Below are 21,287 nucleotides of genomic sequence, written 5' to 3'. Positions count from 1 at the left end.
AGAGACGTGGCTTTTTATTTTGTCAATACGGAGGTGGTGTTATGAGATATGGCTAGAGCAAGAGATCCTAATCGTGATAAAGCGTTTGAAATATATAAAGAGCATGATGGTGCAATTACTAACCGAAAAATCGCTGAGATATTAGATGTTCCAGAAAAGACTATTTCAGCTTGGAAAAGTCGTGATAAGTGGAATGTAGTACTACAAAATGGCGAACGCAGTACTACAAATAAAAAATGCAGTACTACAAAAGAAATTGATGATAGCCAAAACACTGTTGAAGTCATTAATGATGAGCCTCCGAAGAAGGATGGACGAGTAAAAAAGCGTAGTGGTAATCCTAATCCGCCAAATCAGTTCACCAAACGGAACAGAGCTGCGATGATTCATGGTTTAAGAAGTAAGTTCTTCTTTCCGGAACAAATCGAAATCATGGAGGCTTTACAAGAGTTCGACATTGTGGACCAGATATGGTTGCAAATTGAAATCAGTTTCTCAGCAATAATTCGGGCACAAAAAATTATGTGGGTAGAAGATCCATTTGACCATTTAAAAGATGTCAGTGGAGAGATGTCTGCTGAAGGTCTTGAAAAAACAGATTATAAAGTTGTTTATGCTCATGAACGTTTTGAATCATATATCAAAGCACAAGCAAGAGCCATGGCCGAACATAGAAGTCTAGTAAAACAATTCCTAGATTTAACTACTGAAGATGATGAACGAAGATTGAAGCTTGAACAAATGCAATTGAATATCGAACGAACTAATAAAGAAATTGAACTTCGGAATATTGCAATTCGTAAGGAAAATGGAGACGAAGGAGAACAATACGAAGATGACGGCTTCATTGAGGCGCTAAAAGGAACGGAAGTGAACTGGGATGAGTAAAAAGAAACGCCCAGCATTGTTTAAATTTAAGCCCTTTAGCGAAAAACAACTCAAAGTCCTTAAATGGTGGCAAGATGGTTCACCACATAAAGATAAAGATGGTTTAATCTGTGACGGATCAGTTCGTGCTGGGAAAACTGTTGTAATGTCCTTATCTTTCGTCATGTGGGCGATGGAGACATTTGAAGATGAAAACTTAGGGATGTCTGGTAAAACAATCGGTTCATTCCGACGTAACGTTTTCAAACCACTTAAACGAATGCTCCTATCACGTGGTTACAAAGTAAAAGAATATCGTTCTGAAAACATGTTCACTGTCACTCGTAAGGGCAAAGTGAACTATTTTTATATATTCGGCGGTAAAGATGAAGCTTCACAAGATTTAATTCAAGGGATTACCCTTGCGGGTATGTTCTTCGATGAGGTCGCCTTAATGCCTCAATCCTTTGTTAATCAAGCAACAGCTCGATGTTCTGTTGATGGTGCTAAATTCTGGTTCAACTGTAACCCAGCTGGACCGTATCATTGGTTTAAGCTTGAATACTTAGATCAACTAGAAGAAAAGAACATGTTACATCTTCATTTCACAATGGATGATAACCTATCTCTTTCTGAAAAAGTAAAAGAACGATACAAGCGCATGTATCATGGCGTGTTCTATAAACGTTTCATTTTAGGTTTATGGGTACTTGCTGAAGGTATTATTTACGACATGTTTGATGCAGCAAAGCATGTTGTTCAAACAATTGATAGATCCTATTCCAAATATTATGTTTCCGTTGATTATGGAACACAAAACCCGACAACGTTTGGTTTGTGGGGTTTTTATGATGGCGTCTGGTACAAGGTTAAAGAGTACCATTATGATGGCCGTAAAGAAAATAAGCAAAAAACTGACCAAGAATATTATGAAGAATTAGTTAAGTTCATAGGGAAAGTTCGTGTAATAGCAATTATTGTTGACCCTTCTGCTGCATCTTTTATAGCTGTTTTGAAGAAAAATGGGATGACGGTTAAAAAAGCGAAAAATGATGTGATTGAGGGTATTCGTAACGTTGCAAATGCTTTGATTAATGAATTGATTAAATATAACGATTGTTGTAAAGAAACTTTTCGTGAATTTAGTTCTTACATGTGGGATGAAAAAGCAGCAGATCGTGGTGAAGATAAACCTATTAAACAGAATGACCATCAAATGGATGGTGATCGATACTTTGTAAATACGATTATTTTCAAAGGTAATGGTGTATCTGTATTGAAATGAGGTGCGAATTATGTTGATTGAAGACTTGTATAGAGCGCCTTGGCATGAAAGTGTAATGGAGGTGATTAAACAAATGGCAAATCAAGGCATGTCTCTTGATGAATTTTTGATTATGGAAATAACTGATTGGGAGAAAAGTGACAAGTATAAACAAATGGTTGAAGGTGGTAATTATTATCGCCACAAAATGGATATTGATAAAAAAGAACGAAAACTTAAAGTAATCGACCAAAGCAACCAGAAGCTAAAACATAACTTTGTAAAAAAGTTAGTTGACCAAAAAATCGGTTATCTATTATCGAACGAGCCAACCATTGGAACGAGAGTAAAGGAATATACAGAAATGCTAAATGAACGGTTTGATTACAACCTTTTGAAAAAATTGAAATCTGCTGGACGTGAGGCAATTAATAAAGGTATTGCTTATTTACATCCTTACATTGATGAAGAGGGTAATTTACAATTTAAGCGATATAATTCGGAAGAAATTATTCCTTTTTGGAGGGATATAGAAGAAAACTTTGCCGAAAGTTTTATTCGAGTATATCAAGAAGAACGTATTATTAATAAACAAAAAAAGAAAGTTAAATGTGTTGAATATCATTATAGTGAAGGTATTCAATATTATACGTTGGAATTAAATCAATTGAAACCAGATGACTTAAAAGGAATTGAGCAAAGATTCCATTTCACGATTGATGATAAACCTTATTTGTGGGAACGTATCCCGTTAATCCCAATTCGCTATAACGAGTATGAAGAACCATTAATTGTGTCCATTAAATCGCTTGTAGATAACTATAACGCTCAAACTAGTACTCATGCAGATTTACTATTAGATATACCAAATGTCATTATGAAATTAAGAAACTATGGGGGGACTGATTTAACACAATTCCTTCAGGAACTAGCAAGGTATCGGGTAGTTAAATTAGATGATGATGGTGACTTAGAATCACTTAAAAATGATGTAGCAACTGATTCTATTGAGAAAGAGCTTGACCGTGAACGAAAAGCTATATATGAGTTTGGTCGAGGAGTAGATACAACTGAAAACGAAAATTTAGGTAATGCTTCAGGTGTTGCGCTTAAATTTCGTTACACAGATTTAGATTTAGATTGCAATGATTTCGAAAATGAATTCCAGGCTTCACTAGAACAAATTTTTTGGTTCATAAGTCATTACATCTTGATTACAACAGGTAAAGATTATACGGAAGAACCAGTTAATTTTACCTTTAATCGTGCTGTGATTATTAACGAAAATGAAAAAATTACAATGGCAAAAGACTCAATTGGTATTCTAGATGATCAAACCATTCGAGAAAACCATCCCTGGTATCATGATGGTGTGGAAGAACGCCTAAAACAACAACAACAAGAAGAAATGGATCTTTTGGATAACTATGAAACGACATTCAATAAATTGAATGGCGGTGGAGCAAATGGTCAAGAGTAGGGAGTATTGGCAAAGGCGTTTTGAAATACTAGAAGACGCACAGCATAAAAAAGCAATGTCCTATTACAGAGACCTTGAAAAAGTATATATTCTAACAATGCGAGCCATTGAAGCGGATATTGCTAAATGGTATAACCGATTTGCTAAGAACAATGAAATCACTCTTGATGAAGCTAAAAGGTTATTAAAATCAGATGAATTAAGAGAGTTTCGTTGGACTGTTGAAGAGTATATCGACTATGGTAAAAAGAATGCAATTAACCAACAGTGGATAAAACAACTCGAAAATGCCTCTTCTCGCGTCCATATTTCACGTTTAGAGAGTTTGCAATTACAACTTCAACAACACGTTGAAAAGTTGTATGGAGGGCAAATTGAAGGTTTTGAACGCTTGATGAAAGAGGTCTATCATGACCAATACTATCACTCTATTTTTGAAGTTCAAAAGGCGTTTGAAATAGGGTTTACTGTACAAGTGCTTAATGAGGAATTACTTACAAAAGTCATTAGTAAACCTTGGACAGCAGACAATTTAACTTTCTCCGCTAAAATTTGGCGCGATAAAAACTTACTTATCAACACTTTACACACAGAATTAACACAATCATTTGCTCGTGGTAAAGGTCCTCAAAGAATAATTAGTGCTATTCAAAAGAAAATGAATACTTCAAGATCCAACGCTGCTCGATTAGTACAAACAGAGCAAGCGTTTTTTAGTGCTTCAGCACAAAAAGAAGCTTATAAAGAGTTAGATGTAGAACAATATGAAATTGTTGCAACTCTGGACCATAAAACGAGTAGTATCTGTAGGGCAATGGATGGTAAGGTTTTTAAAATGAGTGACTATGAGCCTGGTGTAACTGCTAACCCATTTCATCCACGTTGTAGGACAACAACAGCACCTTATTTTGAGGATGATTATGGCTCTCGAATTGCACGTGATTTAGACGGTAAAACATATCATATACCTGGCAATATGAAATACGAGGAATGGTATAAAGAGCAGGTAGAAAAGTATGGAACCGATAAAATAAGTCTCACTAAAAAGATGGAACGAAACGTTTCTAAAGATAGGGAGCAATATAACGAATACAAAAAGGTTCTTGGGAATAATGCTATTAAGTCTTTTGATGAATTCCAACAAATTAAGTATACTAGAGACAATGAATGGAATAAGATTCAAGATAATTTCTATGTAAAATCAAGATTAAATGATGGTACCTTTGGTTCAAAAATAAATCCGGAAAAACAGGAACCTCATATGGAATCCACTCGTAAAGAAGGTAGAAGTTACTTTTACGATAATATCGATGTTCAACAGTTATTTAATAAATACGCAGGTACTGGTGAAGTCGAAAGAGACAAACAAGGTAGAAGAAAAAATACCGAACGAATTAAAATAACAGAAGATATAGGAGTAGCTGTTAGTTTAAACGGAACACATAAAGCCAATTTTATAAAAATACATCATTCTAAAAATAGAACTCATATAGTACCAATATGGAAGGAGGAGTAAGATGTTTTCAAAAATATCTGCATTAAATTACAAGAAAAAAGTTAAAGTAACTTTTGTTGATGAAGAAGTCTTAATCGGTATTGTTGACCATTGGACTTCTCCTGGAGATAGTGAAAATGGTGTGGAAGAATTAACGATTATCCCAACTGAAGGGAAATTAAAAGGTCAATATATTAATTTTGATGAAACAGAAGTAAAAAATATCGAAGTCATTGAATAATAGCACTTAACCAATAATAAGAGGTTGAGTGCTTTTATTTTGTCGTCCACCTGATTATTTTGTTAAGGGGGGGTAAGTTATGCAAATTCCGAGTGAAGTGATGGTAGCTGGTATTGTATATAAAGTAGATGAGGTTAGTGGATTACATGACAAACATGAATTATTAGGACAAATTCTATATGTACCTTGCACTATTGAAATAAATGCTGAATCGTCTAAGGAAAGAAAAGAGCAAACATTTATTCATGAATTGACTCATGCAATTTTCCTTGAAGCGGGTATTGAAGAACAAGATGAAGACATGATTAATCGTGTTGGTAAGGTACTTTATCAAGTTTTAAAAGATAATTCGTTTGATTTTAAGTCGTAGCAATACGGCTTTTTATTTTCGCCTTTTTATTGACTAACTTGTAGGCGTTAAACAATAAAGCGGTCTAACTCTATCGTGTCGAACACGTAAAAAACGTAGGAGGAATTAAAAATGAAAAAAGAAGATTTAATTGCATTAGGTTTAAGTGAAGAACATGCGACTGCTGTTGTTAATAAATACGGTACTATGATACCGAAAGAACGTTTCGATGAAGTGAACGATGCTAAAAAAGCGCTGGAAACTCAAATAAAGGATCGTGACAAGCAGTTAAAGGATCTAGAAGAAAAGGCAAAAGGTAATGAAGAATTGAGTGCAAAAATTCAAGAGTTACAAGATGCAAACAAGCAAGCGAAAACAGATTACGAAAAGCAATTGAAAGATGTTCAATTATCTACTGCTATTAAACTAGCACTTACAAATCAAGTACATGATACCGATTTAGTTGCTGGGCTAGTAGACAAAACAAAAATTGAACTCAATGAAGATGGAACAATTAAAGGCGGTCTAGATGACCAGTTAAAGACTTTGAAAGATTCGAAGTCTTTTTTATTTGTGCCTGAAAAGGAAACAAAACCAAATATTAAGGGTGCTGTGCCGCCAAGTAATCCTGGTGGCGGTAGCGATCCAATTAATGTTGGTGCTGATTTCGCCAAAATGTTAAACGAAAGAGGAAAAGCACCAAGCACTGAAAACAATCCATGGGGATAAAAGGAGGAAATTCAAATGCCATATGTAAAACCAGTGGAAACAGCAAAACGTATAAACTTTTTAGCTTCTTCAAAGGTACAAGCATTTTCGTATCAAGTTAGTGATGAGGGTGTAAGTGCTGATGAGAAAGGTCGAAAAATTGTTAAGGCTGGTACAATACTACCTGCAAATGACGCGACAGCTCAAGGTATTCTTTACACAGATGTAGATGTAACAGAAGGACCACAACCTGGCTCACTAATTGTTGAAGCTTACATCCTTGAAGCACGTTTACCTGAAGCTGCCTCTGCAGAAGCAAAAACTGCATTAACTAAAATTACATTCAGATAATATTAATCTATTTGAAATGACAGGAGGAAAAACAATATGCCAGATGTATTAGAACTTTTTGATTCCAAGACGGTATTAAATTATTTGAAAGAGCGTCAATACCAATCCTACACTATTGGGGAATCTTTATTCCCTGAACAAAAATATGATACTTTAGAATTTGAATATTTAGTAGGAGCAAATGAATTGCCTGTAGTTGCAAAAGTACATGCATTTGATACTGAAGCAGAAATCGGTTCAGTAGAGGCTGCTAAACAGGCGTTAGAAGCTGCTTATATTAAGAAAAAATATCAAATTAAAGAAAAAGACTTGATTGCTTTAAAAAATCCACGTACCCAACAAGAACAGCAGTATTTAATTCAACGCATTTTCAATTTAATCGATAAAGCGGTAGCTGATGTTCGTTCACGTGTTGAATTAATGCGTATGCAAGCAATTTCAACAGGTACGTTAACACTTGAATTAAACACCGGGAATACAACACCTTCAAGTATTACTGTTGACTATGGTGTCCCAACAGATCATAAAGAAGCGTTATCTGGTACTGAAATTTGGGGGACTGGTACAGAAGATATTCTTGGAGATTTAGAAAAATGGGCCGATGCTTTAGATATAGTTCCAACACGTGCTCTAACTTCTAAGAAGATTGCTGGTATAATGCTACGAAATACGAAGCTCATCGGTTATTTATATGGAACGGGTTCTGGCCGAGTTGCGAATCTAGCAGATTTAAACCAATTCTTACTTCAACAAGGATTGCCTGCTATCGCTGTATATGAATCTAGCGCAAACACAAAATATCGTGTGCAAAATGCTGATGGTACTTATACTACTCATAGTTACTTCCCTGAAAATAAATTTGTTATGTTCGGTGATGGTCCATTAGGTGAAACTTTATATGGTCCAACACCTGAAGAATCGCGTATGTTACTTAAAGGAAATGAAGAAGTTTCAGAAGTAGGAAAAGTAATTGCTATGATTTATGAAGAAGGATTAGATCCTGTTTCAACTTGGGCTAAAGCTGCAGCAACTGCAATCCCTTCATTCCCAGAAGCAAATAACGTATTCCAAGCGCAACCAATTGCGTAGAAAGGGGCATAATTTATGACAAAACTTTTAGTTTCAGTAAAAAAAGGTTCGTTCCCTGTTCGTTATAACGGTGAACGTTTTTCTGTTGGCGAAGAATTTATGATTGATGAAAAACACTTAAACAAAAATATGATGGAAGTCCTTGAAACCATCGAAGAAAACGAAGGTGGAGGAAAACAGCCAAATGAATTTGAAGGGAAATCAGTTGAAGAGCTAAAAGCTTATGCTGAAGAACATGGAATTGATATTGGTAAAGCTACTACAGAAGAGGGCATTATCAAGAAGATCGAAGAAGCTCAAAAAACAGAATAGGGCGTGATTAAATGCTCGAAGATGTGAAAAAAAGATTAAGCTCACTAGGTATTACGGTATCTAGTGAGCCTTCCAGTTCGGATAATGTTATTTTGTATTTTACGATTGATAAAGTTACAAACCATATTAAAAATCAAACAAACCTATCAAGTATTCCAAACGGTTTAAAAGAAATCGCAATCGATATGGTAGTTGGAGAATTTCTTCTTACGAAAAAGTCTATGGGTCAATTAGATATTGCAACATTAAACTTTGATTTAATGGCAAAACAAGTCCAAGACGGGGACACGAATGTTACATTCGCAGTAAATGAAAACACCACTCCAGAAGCTCAATTTAATACATTTTTAAATTATTTACGTCATAACGAAACTGATTTTGCTCGTTATAGGGTGTTAGTATGGTAACCACTAGGCGTAAAGCTTTAGAAATGCTTTGGAGAGGTACTTGTACGGTGAAAGCATGGCGAGAGGTAAAAAATCCAATTACACATATTACAAAGCACGATGAAGTTACCCTCTATAAAAATCTAAAATGCAAGTTATCTCATAAAACATTGACTGCTGCTTCAAATACTGGTGGACCTGCAGCGATAGTAGAAGAAATCCAATTGTCATTAGGTAATGAATATGACGTACCTGCAGGCTGTAAAATCATTGTCACACAAGATGGTGTAACAACTGAATATACTCGTAGTGGTAAACCTGGTATCTTCATGGATCATCAACAAATCCGATTAGAGTTATTTAAGGAGTATGCATAATGGCTAAATGGGGTAAGGTTAACTTTCGACAATTAGAGCAATTATTTAAGCGTACTACTAAACTTGAAAAACAATATGAACAGTTTCTTGAGGGATTAGTTAAAGAAATAGCAGCTCGCATGTTGAGAAAGGTAATAAAGCGAACTCCAGTTGGTCAATATGAAGACGGAACGGTTGGAGGAACTTTACGTAGAGGTTGGACGATAGACACTAACGTTACCAAAAAAGGGAATGTATACGAAATTACTATATTCAATCCAGTTGAATATTCTCAATATGTAGAGTTTGGTCATCGAACAAGGAATCATCAAGGTTGGGTAAATGGTCGTTTTATGATGACTATATCTGCTGATGAAGTTGAAAGAGAAGCACCTCAAATCATAGAAAAGAAAGTCACTAATTTATTGAAGGAGGCTTTCGGTGGAAATTAACGACATTATTGCAGCTATCTCCATCAAGCTTCACAACATATTTGGAGAGGGCTATACAAATTATATTGATGAAGTACCGCAGGGGTTTACGCCACCTGCTTTTTTAATTTTGTTTTTATCATTAGAAAACATTCGACAAATCGGTAATCGTTGGAGAGTAACTACGCTTTTTAATATTCAATATTTTTCAGCTTTATCTGAAAACAAACGTACAGATGCATCTAACCATGCTTTAAAGATACAACAAGCACTTAGTGAAATTACGTTGCTAAATGGTGCTATGATGCTCGGCACAGGTGCAAACAGCGAAATCGTAGACGGTAACGCACATAACTTTATTCATTTCAATTTCTTTTTACAAGAAGTTGAAGCGAAAGTATTTATGGAATCGTTAGAACAACACTCTACTCCGAAAGGGTGAAAACATGGCAGTTGAAAAAATCAAAGAAAAAGCAAAGGCGACTACTGAACAGGTTACAAAAGTAATCGAATCAGTAGCGTCTTTAAAATTCACTAAACAACAGCTTTTAAAAAGCAAAAAGTATGTTGATCGTCGCGATGTACTTAATGCATTACTTAAAGATCACGTAACATACACACACAAAGAAGTGGAGAAGTTACTCAACGAATTTTATAAAGGAGGTAAGAAATAATGCTAGGTGGAGGAACATTTGTAACGCAAAACAAAGTACTTCCTGGTACTTATCAAAACTTCGTAAGTGCAGCACGTGCATTTGTAAATTTATCAGATCGTGGCTATGTGGCACTTCCTATGGAACTTGATTGGGGTATTGATGATGCTGTGTTTACAGTCACTGCTGAGGATTTCCAAAAGAACTCATTAAAGATTTTTGGCTATGATTACACACATGAAAAGTTAAAAGGTTTACGCGATGTATTCAAAAATGCGCATACAGCATTTGTTTATAAAGTAAATGAAGGTGCTGTTGCAGCTTCCAATACTTATGGTACAGCAAAATACAAAGGTGTTCGAGGTAATGATTTAAAAACTGTTATAACTGCTAATGTAGATGATCCAACAAAATTTGATGTTCAAACCTATTTAGGAACATTATTAGTTGATGAGCAACTGGCTATAGAAAGTGCGGCAGATTTAGTTGAAAGTGATTATGTGATACCTAAAACAGATGCGACTCTTGCTGAAACAGCCGGAACCAATTTTGCAGGAGGTTCAAATGGAACAGCACCAACAGGTACGCCTCACCAAAAGGCGCTAGATGAATTCGAAGCTTATGGTTTTAACGTACTTGCTTGTCTATCTACTGAAACGGCAATCAAAAATTTATATATTGCATATACAAAACGCTTACGTGATGAAGTGGGTGCTAAATTCCAACTTGTTGGTCATGCTTTAGGTGCTGCTGATCATGAAGGGGTTATTGATATCCATAATAAAGCAACAGAAGTTGATTATGGTTTAGTATTCTGGACAGCTGGAGCCCAAGCAGGTGTTGATGTAAATAAATCCAATACAAATAAAACCTATGATGGTGAATATACTGCTGATTTTACTGGTGCTAAAACTCAAAATGAATTAACAACTTTAATTAAAAATGGTAAATATGTATTCCATCGAGTAGGAATTGAAACACGTGTATTAGAGGATATTAATACATTTACGTCATTCACAACTGAAAAGAATGAGGATTTCAGTTTAAACCAAGTCATTCGTGTTCTTGATCAGATTGCGATTGATACTGCTCAATTGTTTAATAGTAGATACTTGGGGCAGATTCCTAATGATCAATCTGGCCGGGTTTCTTTATGGAATGATATTTTAACTCACCGATTAGAGCTCCAGAGATTAAGAGCAATAGAGAATTACGATAAAGAGGCTTTGGCTATATCTGAAGGAAATACTAAAAAATCAGTAGTTATGAATGAAGTTGTGGACGTCACAGTTGCTATGTCTCAACTTTATATCACTACGACAGTAGCTTAGGAGGGAATGGACTCATGAAAAAAATGAAGATGTTATTACCGTTGAATATTCAATTCTTTGCTGAAACAATGCATGCGAGAGATTCAATCAGTGGCTCTCAAGGTGAAGCATTTGTGACTATTAGAAACCAACGTTATAACTTCGCTCAGTTAATTAATATTCAAGCGGACATGGCCAAAACTAAAACGCAGGTTCCGATTTTAGGTAAAGTAGGTAAAGGAAATAAGTCAACTGGTGCTGAATACACTGGCAGTGCAACATTCCATTTTAACACTTCAATCTTCCGAGATATGTTGTATCGATACAAAGAAACAGGGGAAGATTTATATTTTGATATTCAATTAACGAATGAAGATAAATCTTCTACAGTTGGTCGACAAACAATTATTTTAAAGGATTGTAACTTAGATGGTGGAATATTGGCTTTGTTAGACGCTGATGCAGAATACTTAGAAGATTCATTCGAATTTACATTTGAAGATTGGGAAATGCCAGAACAATTTTCAATTTTAGATATTATGCAATAAAAAAAGCTCACTACGGTGGGCTCTTTTTAATTCCAAATTTGAAAGGAAATGATGAGAATATGAGTAACTTACAAGCTTTCTTTGCACAAAATGTTGAAAAGGTAACAATTGAAGAACATGTAATTTCTAAGCGTTTTAAAGATGAAAACGGAAACCCGATTCCGTGGAAATTCGGTGCAATTGATGGAGAAGTGGATGCAGCAAATAGAAAAGCATCTACAAAACGTATGCCGGTGCCGGGTAAAAAGGGTTTAATGATGCCTGAAATTGATTTTGAACTATATTCATTAAAAAATGCGGTAGCAACAATCAAATACCCTGATCTAAACAATGCAGAACTACAATCATCATATGGGGTGATGGGAGCAGAAGCTTTACTCAAAAAAATGTTGCTTCCTGGTGAACTTACGGAAGTAAAAAATATAACTCAAAAAGTAAACGGCTTTGATGTAGATATGGAAGAACTTGTTGAAGAAGCAAAAAACTAATTGATGACGGTGATAGCGAGGCAAACATTGCTCATTATGCTTTACATAAATTGAGGCTATTACCGTCACAATATTTAAACCTTCCACGTCTTGAAAAGGCTTTTGTTATAGCATCTATACAAGTCAAAATTGAAGCCGAGAAGAAACAAGCTAACGAGGCAAAACGAAAAGGTTCGAAAGGAAAGGGTAGGAAAAAACGGTAGAATACTATTATCCTTTTCTGTATATTTATGGTGAAGGAGGGGTATTGATGAAAAAATATATTCTACCATTACCATTATTATTCATATTGCTTCTGTTTGGTTGTGGAAATGAACAAACTAAAGTAAACGAAGAAGACGTAATAATCGATGCCGAACAGTTTTCAAACATTACTTCATCTGAGTTAATTTCTATTTTAGGTGAACCACAATCTGTTGAACCATATGAATGGAAAGTACCTAGCACTAACCAAAGTATTGTTGGAGATTTGTATACCTATGAAGAAGGAAAATATGAATTTATTCTATTTGACGATAATGTTGTTAGATTGAGTATCAATTCAGGATCATATTGGGGTTATGATGAGTCGACATTTGGGTTTATTGATAACGAATCTATTCTACAACTATTCGGAATCTCTGATACTTACGACGACATGAGAAAAACTGAAGATAATGGTCTTATGCAAAGATACGAAAGAGTAAGTGAAGGAGTTTCAAGAGTAGAAATATATGAGATTCAAAACGATACTTTCGGATTCGCTAGAATAACATATAACGAAAGTTATTATTAAAGGATGCAAGCACTCACCTTAGAGTGCTTTTTATTTTGTCAAAAAGGCGGTGAAACAATGGCTACTATAAGAACCGCAATACAAATTAACGATATGATGTCCAAACAATTCAGAGCTATGAATATGGCCATGATGACGGTTATAGACAGTTTTCAGACGTTGGAAGATGTAACGGGCAATGCCGTTGATATATCAGCGCTAAACGCTGCCCAACGAGAACTACAACAGGTTGAGGCAAACTTTAATCAAATCGAAAGAGAAATAAAACAAGCTGAACATGCACAAGAAAAATTAAATCAAGATATTAATAGAGCAGATAAGCTAGCTAGTAATTTGTTGGGCACTATCGGTGCTATTGCGGGAACATATTTCACAATCCAAGTACTAGGTAATGCTATATCTATATCTGATGAAATGACAAATACTACAGCTCGTTTAGATATGATGAATGATAAATTACAAACAACAGCAGAACTCCAACAAATTATTTATGAAAGTGCTCAGAGGTCATATAGTTCATATTCAAAAACAGCTGATATGGTAGCAAAACTCTCAATGAATGCTGCAGAAGCTTTTGATTCAAATAAAGAAGCTGTTATATTCGCAGAGTTGCTGAATAAACAGTTTAGTATTGCAGGTACGAGTCAAGAAGAAATGAACTCAGCTTTATTACAATTAACTCAAGCACTAGGATCTGGTGTACTAAGAGGAGAAGAACTAAATGCAGTATTTGAAGCTGCTCCAAATATAATTAGAACCATTTCTAATTATTTAGATGTCTCAATATCAGAAATACGAGAATTGGCAAGTGAAGGCAAAATAACTGCCGAAATTGTAAAATCGGCCATGTTTTCTGCTGCAGATGATATAAATGAGAAGTTTAACAAGATGCCAGTTACATGGTCGCAAATATGGACGTCATTTCAAAATGAAGCCTTGTGGGCGTTTCAAGAAGTTCTCGTAGAATTAAATAAAATTGCAAATAGCGAAACTTTCAAAAGTTTTGTCGATGATGTTAAGAAATCTCTATATATTCTTGCACAAGTGACGCTAAGTGTTATTCAAGTATTAGCTTCAATTGGTGGGTTTATTTATGATAATTGGAGTATTATTGGTCCGATAATATTAGGTGTCGGAGGAGCTTTATTAGTGCTTGTTGCAGCACTTACTTTAGCTAGGACATGGGCATTATTAGCAACCGTTGGAATGTGGGCTTTAAATACTGCTCTAGCTGCTAATCCTATTGTTTTGGTAATCGCAGCTCTAGTATTATTAATCGGCTTATTTTACGCAGCAATTGCAGTAATCAATCACTTCGCTGGTACATCGATAAGTGCAACTGGAATAATTGTTGCGGGATTTGCATTTATGTATTCAACCTTCTATAACGTTATTGTCTTTATGCTGAATTTAGTGCTTATGTTCGTGGAGTTCTGGGTAAACGTCTGGAAAAATCCAATTTATACAGTTAAGCGATTGTTTGGGAATTTAGCTATAAACGCACTCGATATGGCTAAAAGTATGATTGGATCATTTGATAGTGCAGCTACAAATCTTGCTAACATGTTCATTGAGGGGGCAAATTGGGCTATAAAAGGTCTTAACTGGCTTATTGAAAAGCTTAATGAGATTCCTGGAATTGAACTTGGAAAATTTGGGGAGATAAGTGCTAGAGCATCTCTTGTAGGTGATTATAGTCAAATGACAGACAAGATTAATGAATGGGTGGGAGAAGCCCCAGAAGATTACTGGGAGGCGCCTAAATTCGATTATACTTCACCATTTGATAATGCGATGAACGCTTATGATTGGGGAGCGAATTTGTTTAATTTTGATCAACCAAAACAAGATGATTCTTGGCAAAAAGACCAAGAGGCATTAATGAAATCGATTTTAGATTCGCTGGGATCAGGTAATGACTTGGCAGGAGATACGGCTGATAACACTGGCAAATTAAAGGACTCGGTGGACATGGCCACAGAAGACTTAAAATACCTTAGAGACTTGGCTGAACGTGATACAATCAATCGCTATACAACAGCTCAAATCAAGGTCGATATGCGAAATGAAAACCATATCAATTCTGAGTTAGATATTGATGGTGTAATCGATCGCTTTGGAGAAAGAGCAGAAGAAGTTGCAGAAATGTTAGCAGAAGGAGGCAACAGCATTGTATAACTTTTTTTTAGATGGTGTGCAATTACCTGTTGCCCCATCTAGTATGACATTGAAAATAAATAATAAAAATGAGACGATCACATTAATCAATGAAAGCGAAGTAAATATTTTAAAAAAACCTGGTTTAACAGACATCGATATTGAAGTAGAGTTTCCGAATGTCAGATATCCCTTTGCTATTTATCCAAACGGATTTCAACCTGCATCTTTTTATCTAGAAAAAATTGAACAACTTAAATTATCACAAGAGCCATTTCCATTCATCGTCAATCGAATGAAGCCGAATGGTTTTTTACTATTTGATACGAATATGACCGTTTCTATTGAAGATTATGAGATTGAGGAAGACGCAGAAAATGGCTTTGACATCGTTGTAAGTATCAAATTGAAGCAGTATCGTCCTTACGGAACCAAGCGTTTAAATCTAAAATCTAGCACATCCAACAACACCACAAAGCAAAAGGTTACTGTTGAGAAAAAAAGAGCAACTACGAGAAAAAACACACCGAAAACACATAAAGTACAATCAGGAGAAACGTTGTGGATAATTGCGAAACGTTATCTTGGAGATGGGTCGAAATATACAGAGTTAGCAAAGCTCAATAAACTATCAAACCCAAATTTAATCAGAGTAGGGCAGGTGATTAAGCTTGGCTAAAAGTCGATTATTGATTATTTCTCAAGGGCGTATCTTTGAATGCGCTGTTGAAGAAGGTATAGTTTGGGAGACTCATAGAAAAGGTTCTCCTGGAAAACTTACTTTCGACGTTATCAAAGATGAGATGCTAGGTTTCCATGAAGGGGATGCTGTACGTTTTGACTACGATGGAAAGCAAATTTTTCTAGGGTATGTATTTACCAAGAAAAGAACAAATAATCGAATGATAAGTGTTACGGCATATGATCAACTTCGATATTTTAAAAATAAAAATACGTATATTTATCGAAATAAAACTGCAGGTCAACTTTTATTGAAGATTGCGAAAGACTTCCATTTAAAAACCGGCATTGTAGCAGATACAAAACACGTCATAGCTTCGAGAACTGAAGATGATCAAGAGTTGTTTACGATTATGGATAATGCTTTATCTGACACGACCAAAAACACTAAAGAAATCTATGTTTTGTATGATGATTATGGAAAGTTGTGCCTTCGTAACATTAAGGAATTGAAGTTAAATTTATTAATCAATGAAGACTCTGGTGAGACATTCGAATATACAACATCTATTGATGAAAATACGTATAACCAGATTAAATTGATTCGTGAAAATAAGGAAGCTGGTAAACGTGAAGTGTATATTGCTAAAGATAGTGACAATATAAATAGTTGGGGAGTCTTACAATATACAGATAAGCTAGAAGAAAAAGAAAATGGAAAAGCAAAAGCTGATGCTCTTTTGTCTCTATATAATCGTAAATCTCGCAAACTACACATCAATAAAGTATTTGGTGATATAAGAGTACGTGGTGGGTCTCAAGTAGGTGTACAGATGTACCTTGGTGATTTAACTGTTGCGAATTATATGATAGTTGAATCAGTAAAACATACTTTTTATGAATCAGATCATCGAATGGACTTATCATTGATTGGCGGTGAATTCATTGCGTGATATGAATGACTTTCTAAATCTAATAAAAAAAGTTGCAATCAATGCTGTAAACGCACAAAAGTTATCAACTGTTGTTTATGGTACGGTTGTTTCAGCAAACCCTTTTAAAGTGCAAATTGATCAGAAATTTGTACTAGAAGAAGACCATTTAAAGTTAACTAAAGCTGTAAAGGATTATGAGGTTGATATCACAATTAATGGTTCTAAGCAAAGTTGTACTGTTTATAATGGCTTAAAGAAAGATGATAAAGTCACAATGATTCGGGCACATGGTGGCCAACAATACATCATCATTGATAAGGAGTGATGAGATGATTCCGCAACAAATTGTAAACGATGGGCTAGAAGTTGATTTCGAAGAAGAAGTCCAACCCTCAAAAACATATAAATTAAATTTAGATAAAAATCGCTGTGTCGGCTTTGTAGATGAATTACAAGCTGTACAACAAGCGATTTTTTTAATGCTTAGCATTGAACGTTATGACTACCCTATATACTCATGGAACTATGGAGTGGAGTTTAAAGATTTAATAGGACAACCTACTGCCTATGTTGCTAGTGAAGCGAAAAGCCGAATACGAGAATGTCTAATGCAAGATGATCGCATTACAGAGGTTGATAACTTCGAAGTAACGACTAATAAAAATAAAGTTCATGTAACCTTCACAGCCCATACGATTTTTGGTGACATTACAGCTGAAAGAGAGGTGGATTATTAATGGCCGAACCAATTGATTTAAATACAAGCTACGAGGATTTGATGGCTCAAAAGTTAGCTGGAATTGATGATTCTTTGGACAAGCGAGAAGGTGGCATTATTTATAATGCAACGGCAGCGAACAGCGCTGAAACTGCTCAAATGCTTGTCACGATTAAGAATAATAACGATATGATGTTTGCTGATACAGCTCCAAGAGAGTTTTTAATTCGTAGAGCAGCTGAACGAGGACTTGCTCCTTATCCAGCAACCAACGCAAAGCTTAAAGGTGTCTTCAATATGGATGTGCCTATTGGTAGTCGATTTAGTTTAGATGATTTGAATTATACAGTGATTGAACAAATCACAACTGGAGAGTTTATTCTTGAATGTGAAACTCCAGGAAACATTGGTAATTTGTATCTAGGTACATTAATACCAATCGAATACATTGACGGACTTCAAAGTGCCGAGTTAACTGAAGTACTTATTCCAGGAGAAGATGAAGAAGATACAGAAGCCTTTCGAACACGCTATTTTAATAGTTTTGAATCCGTTTCTTTTGGTGGGAATAGAGCTGACTATAAAGAGAAAGTTGGTGCGCTTAATGGTGTAGGTGGTGTACGAGTTTATCGAGCGAAATATGGTGCTGGAACAGTTGGTTTAACAATTATTAATTCCCAATTTGAAAAACCATCCCAAACGTTAATAGATGCAGTTCAACAAGCAATTGATCCACTTGAAATGCAAGGAGAGGGAGTTGGGCTTGCACCGATTGACCACGTTGTCACGGTGTCGCCAGTCGAGGAAACAACTATTGATGTCACACTCAACATCACCTATCAAACTGGGTGGACATGGGCAGATATTCAAGCGAATGTTTTACAAGTCATTGACGGTTATTTAAAAGAATTAGCTGAAGAGTGGGCAAAGGCTGCTACGTATGAAGAGGATCACCAAGGAGTGGTTGTTCGAGTTTCACAAATCGAAACAAGGCTCTTGGGTGTAGCTGGTGTGTTGGATATTGCAAACACTCAGTTAAATGGACAATCCTTAAACATTGAATTAGACAAAGAAGCGATCCCGATTAGAGGTGTTGTAGTTGGCTAAAGAAGTTGATTTATTAAATTATTTACCGCCAGTACTTCATGAAATAAAAGAAATTGTTGAGATTGCTAATATTGAAAAGAAACCATTAGAAGGTACGTGGCAAGCAATTGAAGACAGCTTGAATAATCAATTTATTGTCACGATGAACGAAAATGGGGCAAGTCGGTATGAAAAAATGTTAAAAATGAATGTGCCGGAAATCGATACACTTGAAACGCGAAGATTTCGAGTATTGTCTCGGTACCAGGAACAACTTCCATATACACATTTAATGTTAAAGCAACTATTGAATAGTTTGTTAGGGGAAGGAAAGTACGTCCTGATTCGTGATACAGCCAATAAAAGTCTGACGATAAAAATCGAATTAACCGTTAAAGGTCAATTTGATGCGGTGTTTTTATTGCTCGAACGTATTACACCGCAAAATATGATACTAACTGTCGAATTGAGATACAACCAACACAGCAAACTTGCTCAGTACACACATGCTCAACTTTCGATTTATACACATAAGTCATTAAGAGAGGACGTGATTTAATGGCGACGAATACAACGAATTACAACTTAATCAAGCCTGATGTGGATGATTTTTATGATGTTAATCAGTTTAATCAAAATGCTGATATTATCGATACTCAATTAAAAAATAATGCTGATAGTATTAAAGCGATACTCACTAATGACTTGACGGCATTACCACCAGTTGACGCAACATTAAATAGTGGCGAGAACACACTCACAACCGAACACGACAGCACGGCAAGAGTAACAGCTTTTGAAGGTGATACGATTGTTAACGATATTGGAGCGCTCTTTGATAGTGGGGCATGGGGCTTTTCTAGTGATTTCGTTGTAAATTCACCTTCAAAAGTAACTTTGACTGTTTCAGACGGAGCTAATCATGGTCATTATGTTGTTTTTCCAGTTAAAGCTAACACTGATTACACATTCAATGTAAAACACAATGCCAGCATTGCTATTTATAAAGTTGATGGAACGCCAATACAAAACTATACAAGTGACCAAGTTATAACATTTAATACGGGTACAGAAACTAATATTCGAATATATTTCAGAAACCCAAATTTAACAAATGGTACTTTTACTTTTGAAGAACCTATGTTAAATGAAGGTACAGAACCAAAACCTTTTGTCGCAAACGTTCAAGGCATAACAAACCCAACAATCGACAACCCAACAACGGGCGATTCTATCACGCTTTTAGGTACGTTCCATAAAGGTGATGTTGTTTCGGAGGATAAAGGGCAGTACAGTGTGTTGAGAGCAAAGAAAGAAGTTTCGTTAGGTGGAAGTGAAGGTTGGACATATAGCACTAAAGGTGCAACTGGATGGAAAAGAGTCACAACCCCTATAAGTGGAGGCGTTTATGGAAGTCAAAAAGTAGTTAAATATAATGGTGCTATATTATCAGATTTACCGATAGGCGGAACATGGGAAAATGCTGATTCAACAGTGCTTTTTACTGATAACTTATTATACATTTCTATAGCCAACACTGATAGTGGTTGGGGTGATTCATACACACCTACAGCAGACGAGATTAAGGCGTATTTCTTAGGTTGGCAAATGTCCTCAACCAATACCGCTTCACCTACACCGTACAATGGTACGGGGACAAAGTATTGGAGAGCAATATCGGTTACACCCGTAGACGGAAACCAATACACAACAACGTTGCCAACAACACAAGCTCCAATAAGTGGTAAATGGCAACCTTACAAACTAGTTTTTGACCTAGCAAGCCCAGTTAGAGAGCCTATACAAGCAATCAACAGCGTGCTAAAACTAGCAAAAGGTGATAACGCTTTACAAGTTTCAGAAGGGCGGATTGTGAGAGAGAAAGCAAATGTAGCCTATGACAGTAACAACGCTTTTATAAACAGTATACATCCGGGGTACGAACAATCTAGGTTGAAATACAAGACTTCTAAAATTCTATCAGTTTATAAAAATGGCGAGCTAGATACTAATTGGATACACCAATCAGATTCAGTGACATATGGCAATGACAAGGTTTATATACCTATTGCTAACTTTGATAAAATAGCAGTTTACACAGTAGACTACGAACCGTTATATCCATTTGAGGTTACAGCACCAACCAACCCGATTACGATTGAATATCAATCTAATCTAGCAAGTGTAGTTGGTCAAAATGTCGAGGACATCGTTGAACTAAAGAATGATGTTGCAGTTATTGAGCGTGATATGGTGCGTAAGGGTGAAGGGGTTGAGTGGTTAACGCCGGTATTGTTAAACGGGGTGACGGGTGATGTCAAAATATCTAAAGACGTTAATAATATTGTTGAAATTAGAGCGCAGTTGACATTACCGGGAGCTTTATCAACTTCTACGCCATTATTCTTTGTGCCGAAAGAATTTAAGCCTCCTACTGTAGTGCCACAGTATTTTAATTGTATAGAGTACACAACAAATACAGACTCAAAGACTACTGTAATAGGAATTAGTCCGAACGATGGAGGTATAAGACCGGGATTTGCAACAACGAAAAACATTTTAATTATTAATGCTAGATACAGAGCCGGACAATAAAAGGAGGGGTTG

27 protein-coding genes are annotated in these 21,287 nt (G+C 35.7%); all 27 read left to right on the top strand.

Going from position 1 to position 21,287, the window contains the following annotated elements:
• The first annotated feature begins 48 nt into the window (after window positions 1-48).
• The 27 genes from terS (at window position 49) to MKY04_RS12540 (ending at window position 21,275) form a co-directional block, all read left to right on the top strand.
• A complete protein-coding gene (gene terS / locus MKY04_RS12670) occupies window positions 49-888 on the top strand; it encodes a phage terminase small subunit (protein WP_346234513.1) in 840 nt (279 codons plus the stop codon).
• Complete coding sequence (locus MKY04_RS12665; RefSeq protein WP_346234512.1) at window positions 881-2,152, top strand: PBSX family phage terminase large subunit; 1,272 nt, start codon at window positions 881-883, stop codon at window positions 2,150-2,152. Before terS ends, MKY04_RS12665 begins: the two co-directional genes overlap by 8 nt.
• Window positions 2,153-2,162: 10 nt before the next feature.
• On the top strand, window positions 2,163-3,611 hold the full coding sequence (locus tag MKY04_RS12660; RefSeq protein WP_346234511.1) for a phage portal protein: 1,449 nt from the start codon (window positions 2,163-2,165) through the stop codon (window positions 3,609-3,611).
• Window positions 3,598-5,127 carry a minor capsid protein gene (locus tag MKY04_RS12655; protein ID WP_346234510.1) on the top strand — a complete coding sequence of 510 codons (1,530 nt, stop codon included), beginning with the start codon at window positions 3,598-3,600 and terminating at the stop codon, window positions 5,125-5,127. The genes MKY04_RS12660 and MKY04_RS12655 overlap by 14 nt, the downstream gene beginning before the upstream one ends.
• A gap of 1 nt (window position 5,128) precedes the next feature.
• Window positions 5,129-5,347, top strand: coding sequence for a hypothetical protein (locus MKY04_RS12650; protein ID WP_346234509.1), 219 nt, complete (start codon window positions 5,129-5,131; stop codon window positions 5,345-5,347).
• Window positions 5,348-5,426: 79 nt separating this feature from the next.
• Window positions 5,427-5,717 carry an ImmA/IrrE family metallo-endopeptidase gene (locus MKY04_RS12645; protein WP_346234508.1) on the top strand — a complete coding sequence of 97 codons (291 nt, stop codon included), beginning with the start codon at window positions 5,427-5,429 and terminating at the stop codon, window positions 5,715-5,717.
• Between the two features lie 111 nt (window positions 5,718-5,828).
• Window positions 5,829-6,425 (top strand): phage scaffolding protein, encoded by a 597-nt coding sequence (locus tag MKY04_RS12640; RefSeq protein WP_346234507.1) that lies wholly within the window; start codon window positions 5,829-5,831, stop codon window positions 6,423-6,425.
• A gap of 15 nt (window positions 6,426-6,440) precedes the next feature.
• Window positions 6,441-6,755, top strand: coding sequence for a hypothetical protein (locus MKY04_RS12635; protein WP_346234506.1), 315 nt, complete (start codon window positions 6,441-6,443; stop codon window positions 6,753-6,755).
• Between the two features lie 36 nt (window positions 6,756-6,791).
• On the top strand, window positions 6,792-7,844 hold the full coding sequence (locus MKY04_RS12630) for a major capsid protein (protein ID WP_346234505.1): 1,053 nt from the start codon (window positions 6,792-6,794) through the stop codon (window positions 7,842-7,844).
• 15 nt (window positions 7,845-7,859) lie between these two features.
• The gene (locus tag MKY04_RS12625; RefSeq protein ID WP_346234504.1) at window positions 7,860-8,156 is read left to right on the top strand and encodes a hypothetical protein; all 297 of its coding nucleotides are present in this window, start codon (window positions 7,860-7,862) and stop codon (window positions 8,154-8,156) included.
• An 11-nt stretch (window positions 8,157-8,167) separates the two neighbouring features.
• Window positions 8,168-8,563: a hypothetical protein gene (locus MKY04_RS12620; RefSeq protein ID WP_346234503.1), complete on the top strand. Its 396-nt coding sequence runs from the start codon at window positions 8,168-8,170 to the stop codon at window positions 8,561-8,563.
• 47 nt (window positions 8,564-8,610) lie between these two features.
• A complete protein-coding gene (locus tag MKY04_RS12615) occupies window positions 8,611-8,919 on the top strand; it encodes a hypothetical protein (RefSeq protein ID WP_346234502.1) in 309 nt (102 codons plus the stop codon).
• Window positions 8,919-9,350, top strand: coding sequence for an HK97 gp10 family phage protein (locus MKY04_RS12610; RefSeq protein WP_346234501.1), 432 nt, complete (start codon window positions 8,919-8,921; stop codon window positions 9,348-9,350). The genes MKY04_RS12615 and MKY04_RS12610 overlap by 1 nt, the downstream gene beginning before the upstream one ends.
• The gene (locus tag MKY04_RS12605) at window positions 9,340-9,771 is read left to right on the top strand and encodes a phage tail terminator family protein (protein ID WP_346234500.1); all 432 of its coding nucleotides are present in this window, start codon (window positions 9,340-9,342) and stop codon (window positions 9,769-9,771) included. The genes MKY04_RS12610 and MKY04_RS12605 overlap by 11 nt, the downstream gene beginning before the upstream one ends.
• Before the next feature lie 4 nt (window positions 9,772-9,775).
• Entirely contained in the window at window positions 9,776-10,003 is a 228-nt protein-coding gene (locus MKY04_RS12600) for a hypothetical protein (protein WP_346234499.1), read from the top strand.
• Window positions 10,003-11,313 carry a phage tail sheath subtilisin-like domain-containing protein gene (locus tag MKY04_RS12595; protein WP_346234498.1) on the top strand — a complete coding sequence of 437 codons (1,311 nt, stop codon included), beginning with the start codon at window positions 10,003-10,005 and terminating at the stop codon, window positions 11,311-11,313. The genes MKY04_RS12600 and MKY04_RS12595 overlap by 1 nt, the downstream gene beginning before the upstream one ends.
• Before the next feature lie 14 nt (window positions 11,314-11,327).
• Entirely contained in the window at window positions 11,328-11,840 is a 513-nt protein-coding gene (locus MKY04_RS12590) for a phage tail tube protein (RefSeq protein WP_346234497.1), read from the top strand.
• Window positions 11,841-11,899: 59 nt separating this feature from the next.
• On the top strand, window positions 11,900-12,328 hold the full coding sequence (locus MKY04_RS12585) for a phage tail assembly chaperone (RefSeq protein ID WP_346234496.1): 429 nt from the start codon (window positions 11,900-11,902) through the stop codon (window positions 12,326-12,328).
• 250 nt (window positions 12,329-12,578) lie between these two features.
• On the top strand, window positions 12,579-13,103 hold the full coding sequence (locus MKY04_RS12580; protein WP_346234495.1) for a hypothetical protein: 525 nt from the start codon (window positions 12,579-12,581) through the stop codon (window positions 13,101-13,103).
• A 57-nt stretch (window positions 13,104-13,160) separates the two neighbouring features.
• Window positions 13,161-15,281, top strand: coding sequence for a tape measure protein (locus MKY04_RS12575; RefSeq protein ID WP_346234494.1), 2,121 nt, complete (start codon window positions 13,161-13,163; stop codon window positions 15,279-15,281).
• Window positions 15,274-15,939 (top strand): LysM domain-containing protein, encoded by a 666-nt coding sequence (locus tag MKY04_RS12570; protein ID WP_346234493.1) that lies wholly within the window; start codon window positions 15,274-15,276, stop codon window positions 15,937-15,939. Before MKY04_RS12575 ends, MKY04_RS12570 begins: the two co-directional genes overlap by 8 nt.
• Window positions 15,932-16,894, top strand: coding sequence for an XkdQ/YqbQ family protein (locus MKY04_RS12565; protein ID WP_346234492.1), 963 nt, complete (start codon window positions 15,932-15,934; stop codon window positions 16,892-16,894). Before MKY04_RS12570 ends, MKY04_RS12565 begins: the two co-directional genes overlap by 8 nt.
• 1 nt (window position 16,895) lies before the next feature.
• Window positions 16,896-17,201 (top strand): DUF2577 domain-containing protein, encoded by a 306-nt coding sequence (locus MKY04_RS12560; RefSeq protein ID WP_346235881.1) that lies wholly within the window; start codon window positions 16,896-16,898, stop codon window positions 17,199-17,201.
• A gap of 4 nt (window positions 17,202-17,205) precedes the next feature.
• Window positions 17,206-17,613 (top strand): DUF2634 domain-containing protein, encoded by a 408-nt coding sequence (locus MKY04_RS12555; RefSeq protein ID WP_346234491.1) that lies wholly within the window; start codon window positions 17,206-17,208, stop codon window positions 17,611-17,613.
• Window positions 17,613-18,701 carry a baseplate J/gp47 family protein gene (locus tag MKY04_RS12550; RefSeq protein WP_346234490.1) on the top strand — a complete coding sequence of 363 codons (1,089 nt, stop codon included), beginning with the start codon at window positions 17,613-17,615 and terminating at the stop codon, window positions 18,699-18,701. The genes MKY04_RS12555 and MKY04_RS12550 overlap by 1 nt, the downstream gene beginning before the upstream one ends.
• Window positions 18,694-19,239, top strand: coding sequence for a putative phage tail protein (locus tag MKY04_RS12545; protein ID WP_346234489.1), 546 nt, complete (start codon window positions 18,694-18,696; stop codon window positions 19,237-19,239). Before MKY04_RS12550 ends, MKY04_RS12545 begins: the two co-directional genes overlap by 8 nt.
• Window positions 19,239-21,275 (top strand): hypothetical protein, encoded by a 2,037-nt coding sequence (locus MKY04_RS12540; RefSeq protein WP_346234488.1) that lies wholly within the window; start codon window positions 19,239-19,241, stop codon window positions 21,273-21,275. Before MKY04_RS12545 ends, MKY04_RS12540 begins: the two co-directional genes overlap by 1 nt.
• Window positions 21,276-21,287: the final 12 nt, after the last annotated feature.

Origin of the sequence: Lysinibacillus telephonicus (assembly GCF_039654155.1) — a bacterium.
In the GTDB taxonomy this organism is placed as follows: domain Bacteria; phylum Bacillota; class Bacilli; order Bacillales_A; family Planococcaceae; genus Ureibacillus; species Ureibacillus telephonicus.
This window is presented reverse-complemented; position numbering and strand designations above follow the sequence as displayed.

What these genes read in the sequence shown, in the direction of transcription:
- terS (WP_346234513.1), top strand. Translation starts at nt 49, where the DNA reads ATGGCTAGAGCAAGAGATCCTAATCGTGATAAAGCGTTTGAAATATAT.
- MKY04_RS12665 (WP_346234512.1), top strand. Translation starts at nt 881, where the DNA reads ATGAGTAAAAAGAAACGCCCAGCATTGTTTAAATTTAAGCCCTTTAGC.
- MKY04_RS12660 (WP_346234511.1), top strand. Translation starts at nt 2,163, where the DNA reads ATGTTGATTGAAGACTTGTATAGAGCGCCTTGGCATGAAAGTGTAATG.
- MKY04_RS12655 (WP_346234510.1), top strand. Translation starts at nt 3,598, where the DNA reads ATGGTCAAGAGTAGGGAGTATTGGCAAAGGCGTTTTGAAATACTAGAA.
- MKY04_RS12650 (WP_346234509.1), top strand. Translation starts at nt 5,129, where the DNA reads ATGTTTTCAAAAATATCTGCATTAAATTACAAGAAAAAAGTTAAAGTA.
- MKY04_RS12645 (WP_346234508.1), top strand. Translation starts at nt 5,427, where the DNA reads ATGCAAATTCCGAGTGAAGTGATGGTAGCTGGTATTGTATATAAAGTA.
- MKY04_RS12640 (WP_346234507.1), top strand. Translation starts at nt 5,829, where the DNA reads ATGAAAAAAGAAGATTTAATTGCATTAGGTTTAAGTGAAGAACATGCG.
- MKY04_RS12635 (WP_346234506.1), top strand. Translation starts at nt 6,441, where the DNA reads ATGCCATATGTAAAACCAGTGGAAACAGCAAAACGTATAAACTTTTTA.
- MKY04_RS12630 (WP_346234505.1), top strand. Translation starts at nt 6,792, where the DNA reads ATGCCAGATGTATTAGAACTTTTTGATTCCAAGACGGTATTAAATTAT.
- MKY04_RS12625 (WP_346234504.1), top strand. Translation starts at nt 7,860, where the DNA reads ATGACAAAACTTTTAGTTTCAGTAAAAAAAGGTTCGTTCCCTGTTCGT.
- MKY04_RS12620 (WP_346234503.1), top strand. Translation starts at nt 8,168, where the DNA reads ATGCTCGAAGATGTGAAAAAAAGATTAAGCTCACTAGGTATTACGGTA.
- MKY04_RS12610 (WP_346234501.1), top strand. Translation starts at nt 8,919, where the DNA reads ATGGCTAAATGGGGTAAGGTTAACTTTCGACAATTAGAGCAATTATTT.
- MKY04_RS12600 (WP_346234499.1), top strand. Translation starts at nt 9,776, where the DNA reads ATGGCAGTTGAAAAAATCAAAGAAAAAGCAAAGGCGACTACTGAACAG.
- MKY04_RS12595 (WP_346234498.1), top strand. Translation starts at nt 10,003, where the DNA reads ATGCTAGGTGGAGGAACATTTGTAACGCAAAACAAAGTACTTCCTGGT.
- MKY04_RS12590 (WP_346234497.1), top strand. Translation starts at nt 11,328, where the DNA reads ATGAAAAAAATGAAGATGTTATTACCGTTGAATATTCAATTCTTTGCT.
- MKY04_RS12585 (WP_346234496.1), top strand. Translation starts at nt 11,900, where the DNA reads ATGAGTAACTTACAAGCTTTCTTTGCACAAAATGTTGAAAAGGTAACA.
- MKY04_RS12580 (WP_346234495.1), top strand. Translation starts at nt 12,579, where the DNA reads ATGAAAAAATATATTCTACCATTACCATTATTATTCATATTGCTTCTG.
- MKY04_RS12575 (WP_346234494.1), top strand. Translation starts at nt 13,161, where the DNA reads ATGGCTACTATAAGAACCGCAATACAAATTAACGATATGATGTCCAAA.
- MKY04_RS12560 (WP_346235881.1), top strand. Translation starts at nt 16,896, where the DNA reads ATGAATGACTTTCTAAATCTAATAAAAAAAGTTGCAATCAATGCTGTA.
- MKY04_RS12555 (WP_346234491.1), top strand. Translation starts at nt 17,206, where the DNA reads ATGATTCCGCAACAAATTGTAAACGATGGGCTAGAAGTTGATTTCGAA.
- MKY04_RS12550 (WP_346234490.1), top strand. Translation starts at nt 17,613, where the DNA reads ATGGCCGAACCAATTGATTTAAATACAAGCTACGAGGATTTGATGGCT.
- MKY04_RS12540 (WP_346234488.1), top strand. Translation starts at nt 19,239, where the DNA reads ATGGCGACGAATACAACGAATTACAACTTAATCAAGCCTGATGTGGAT.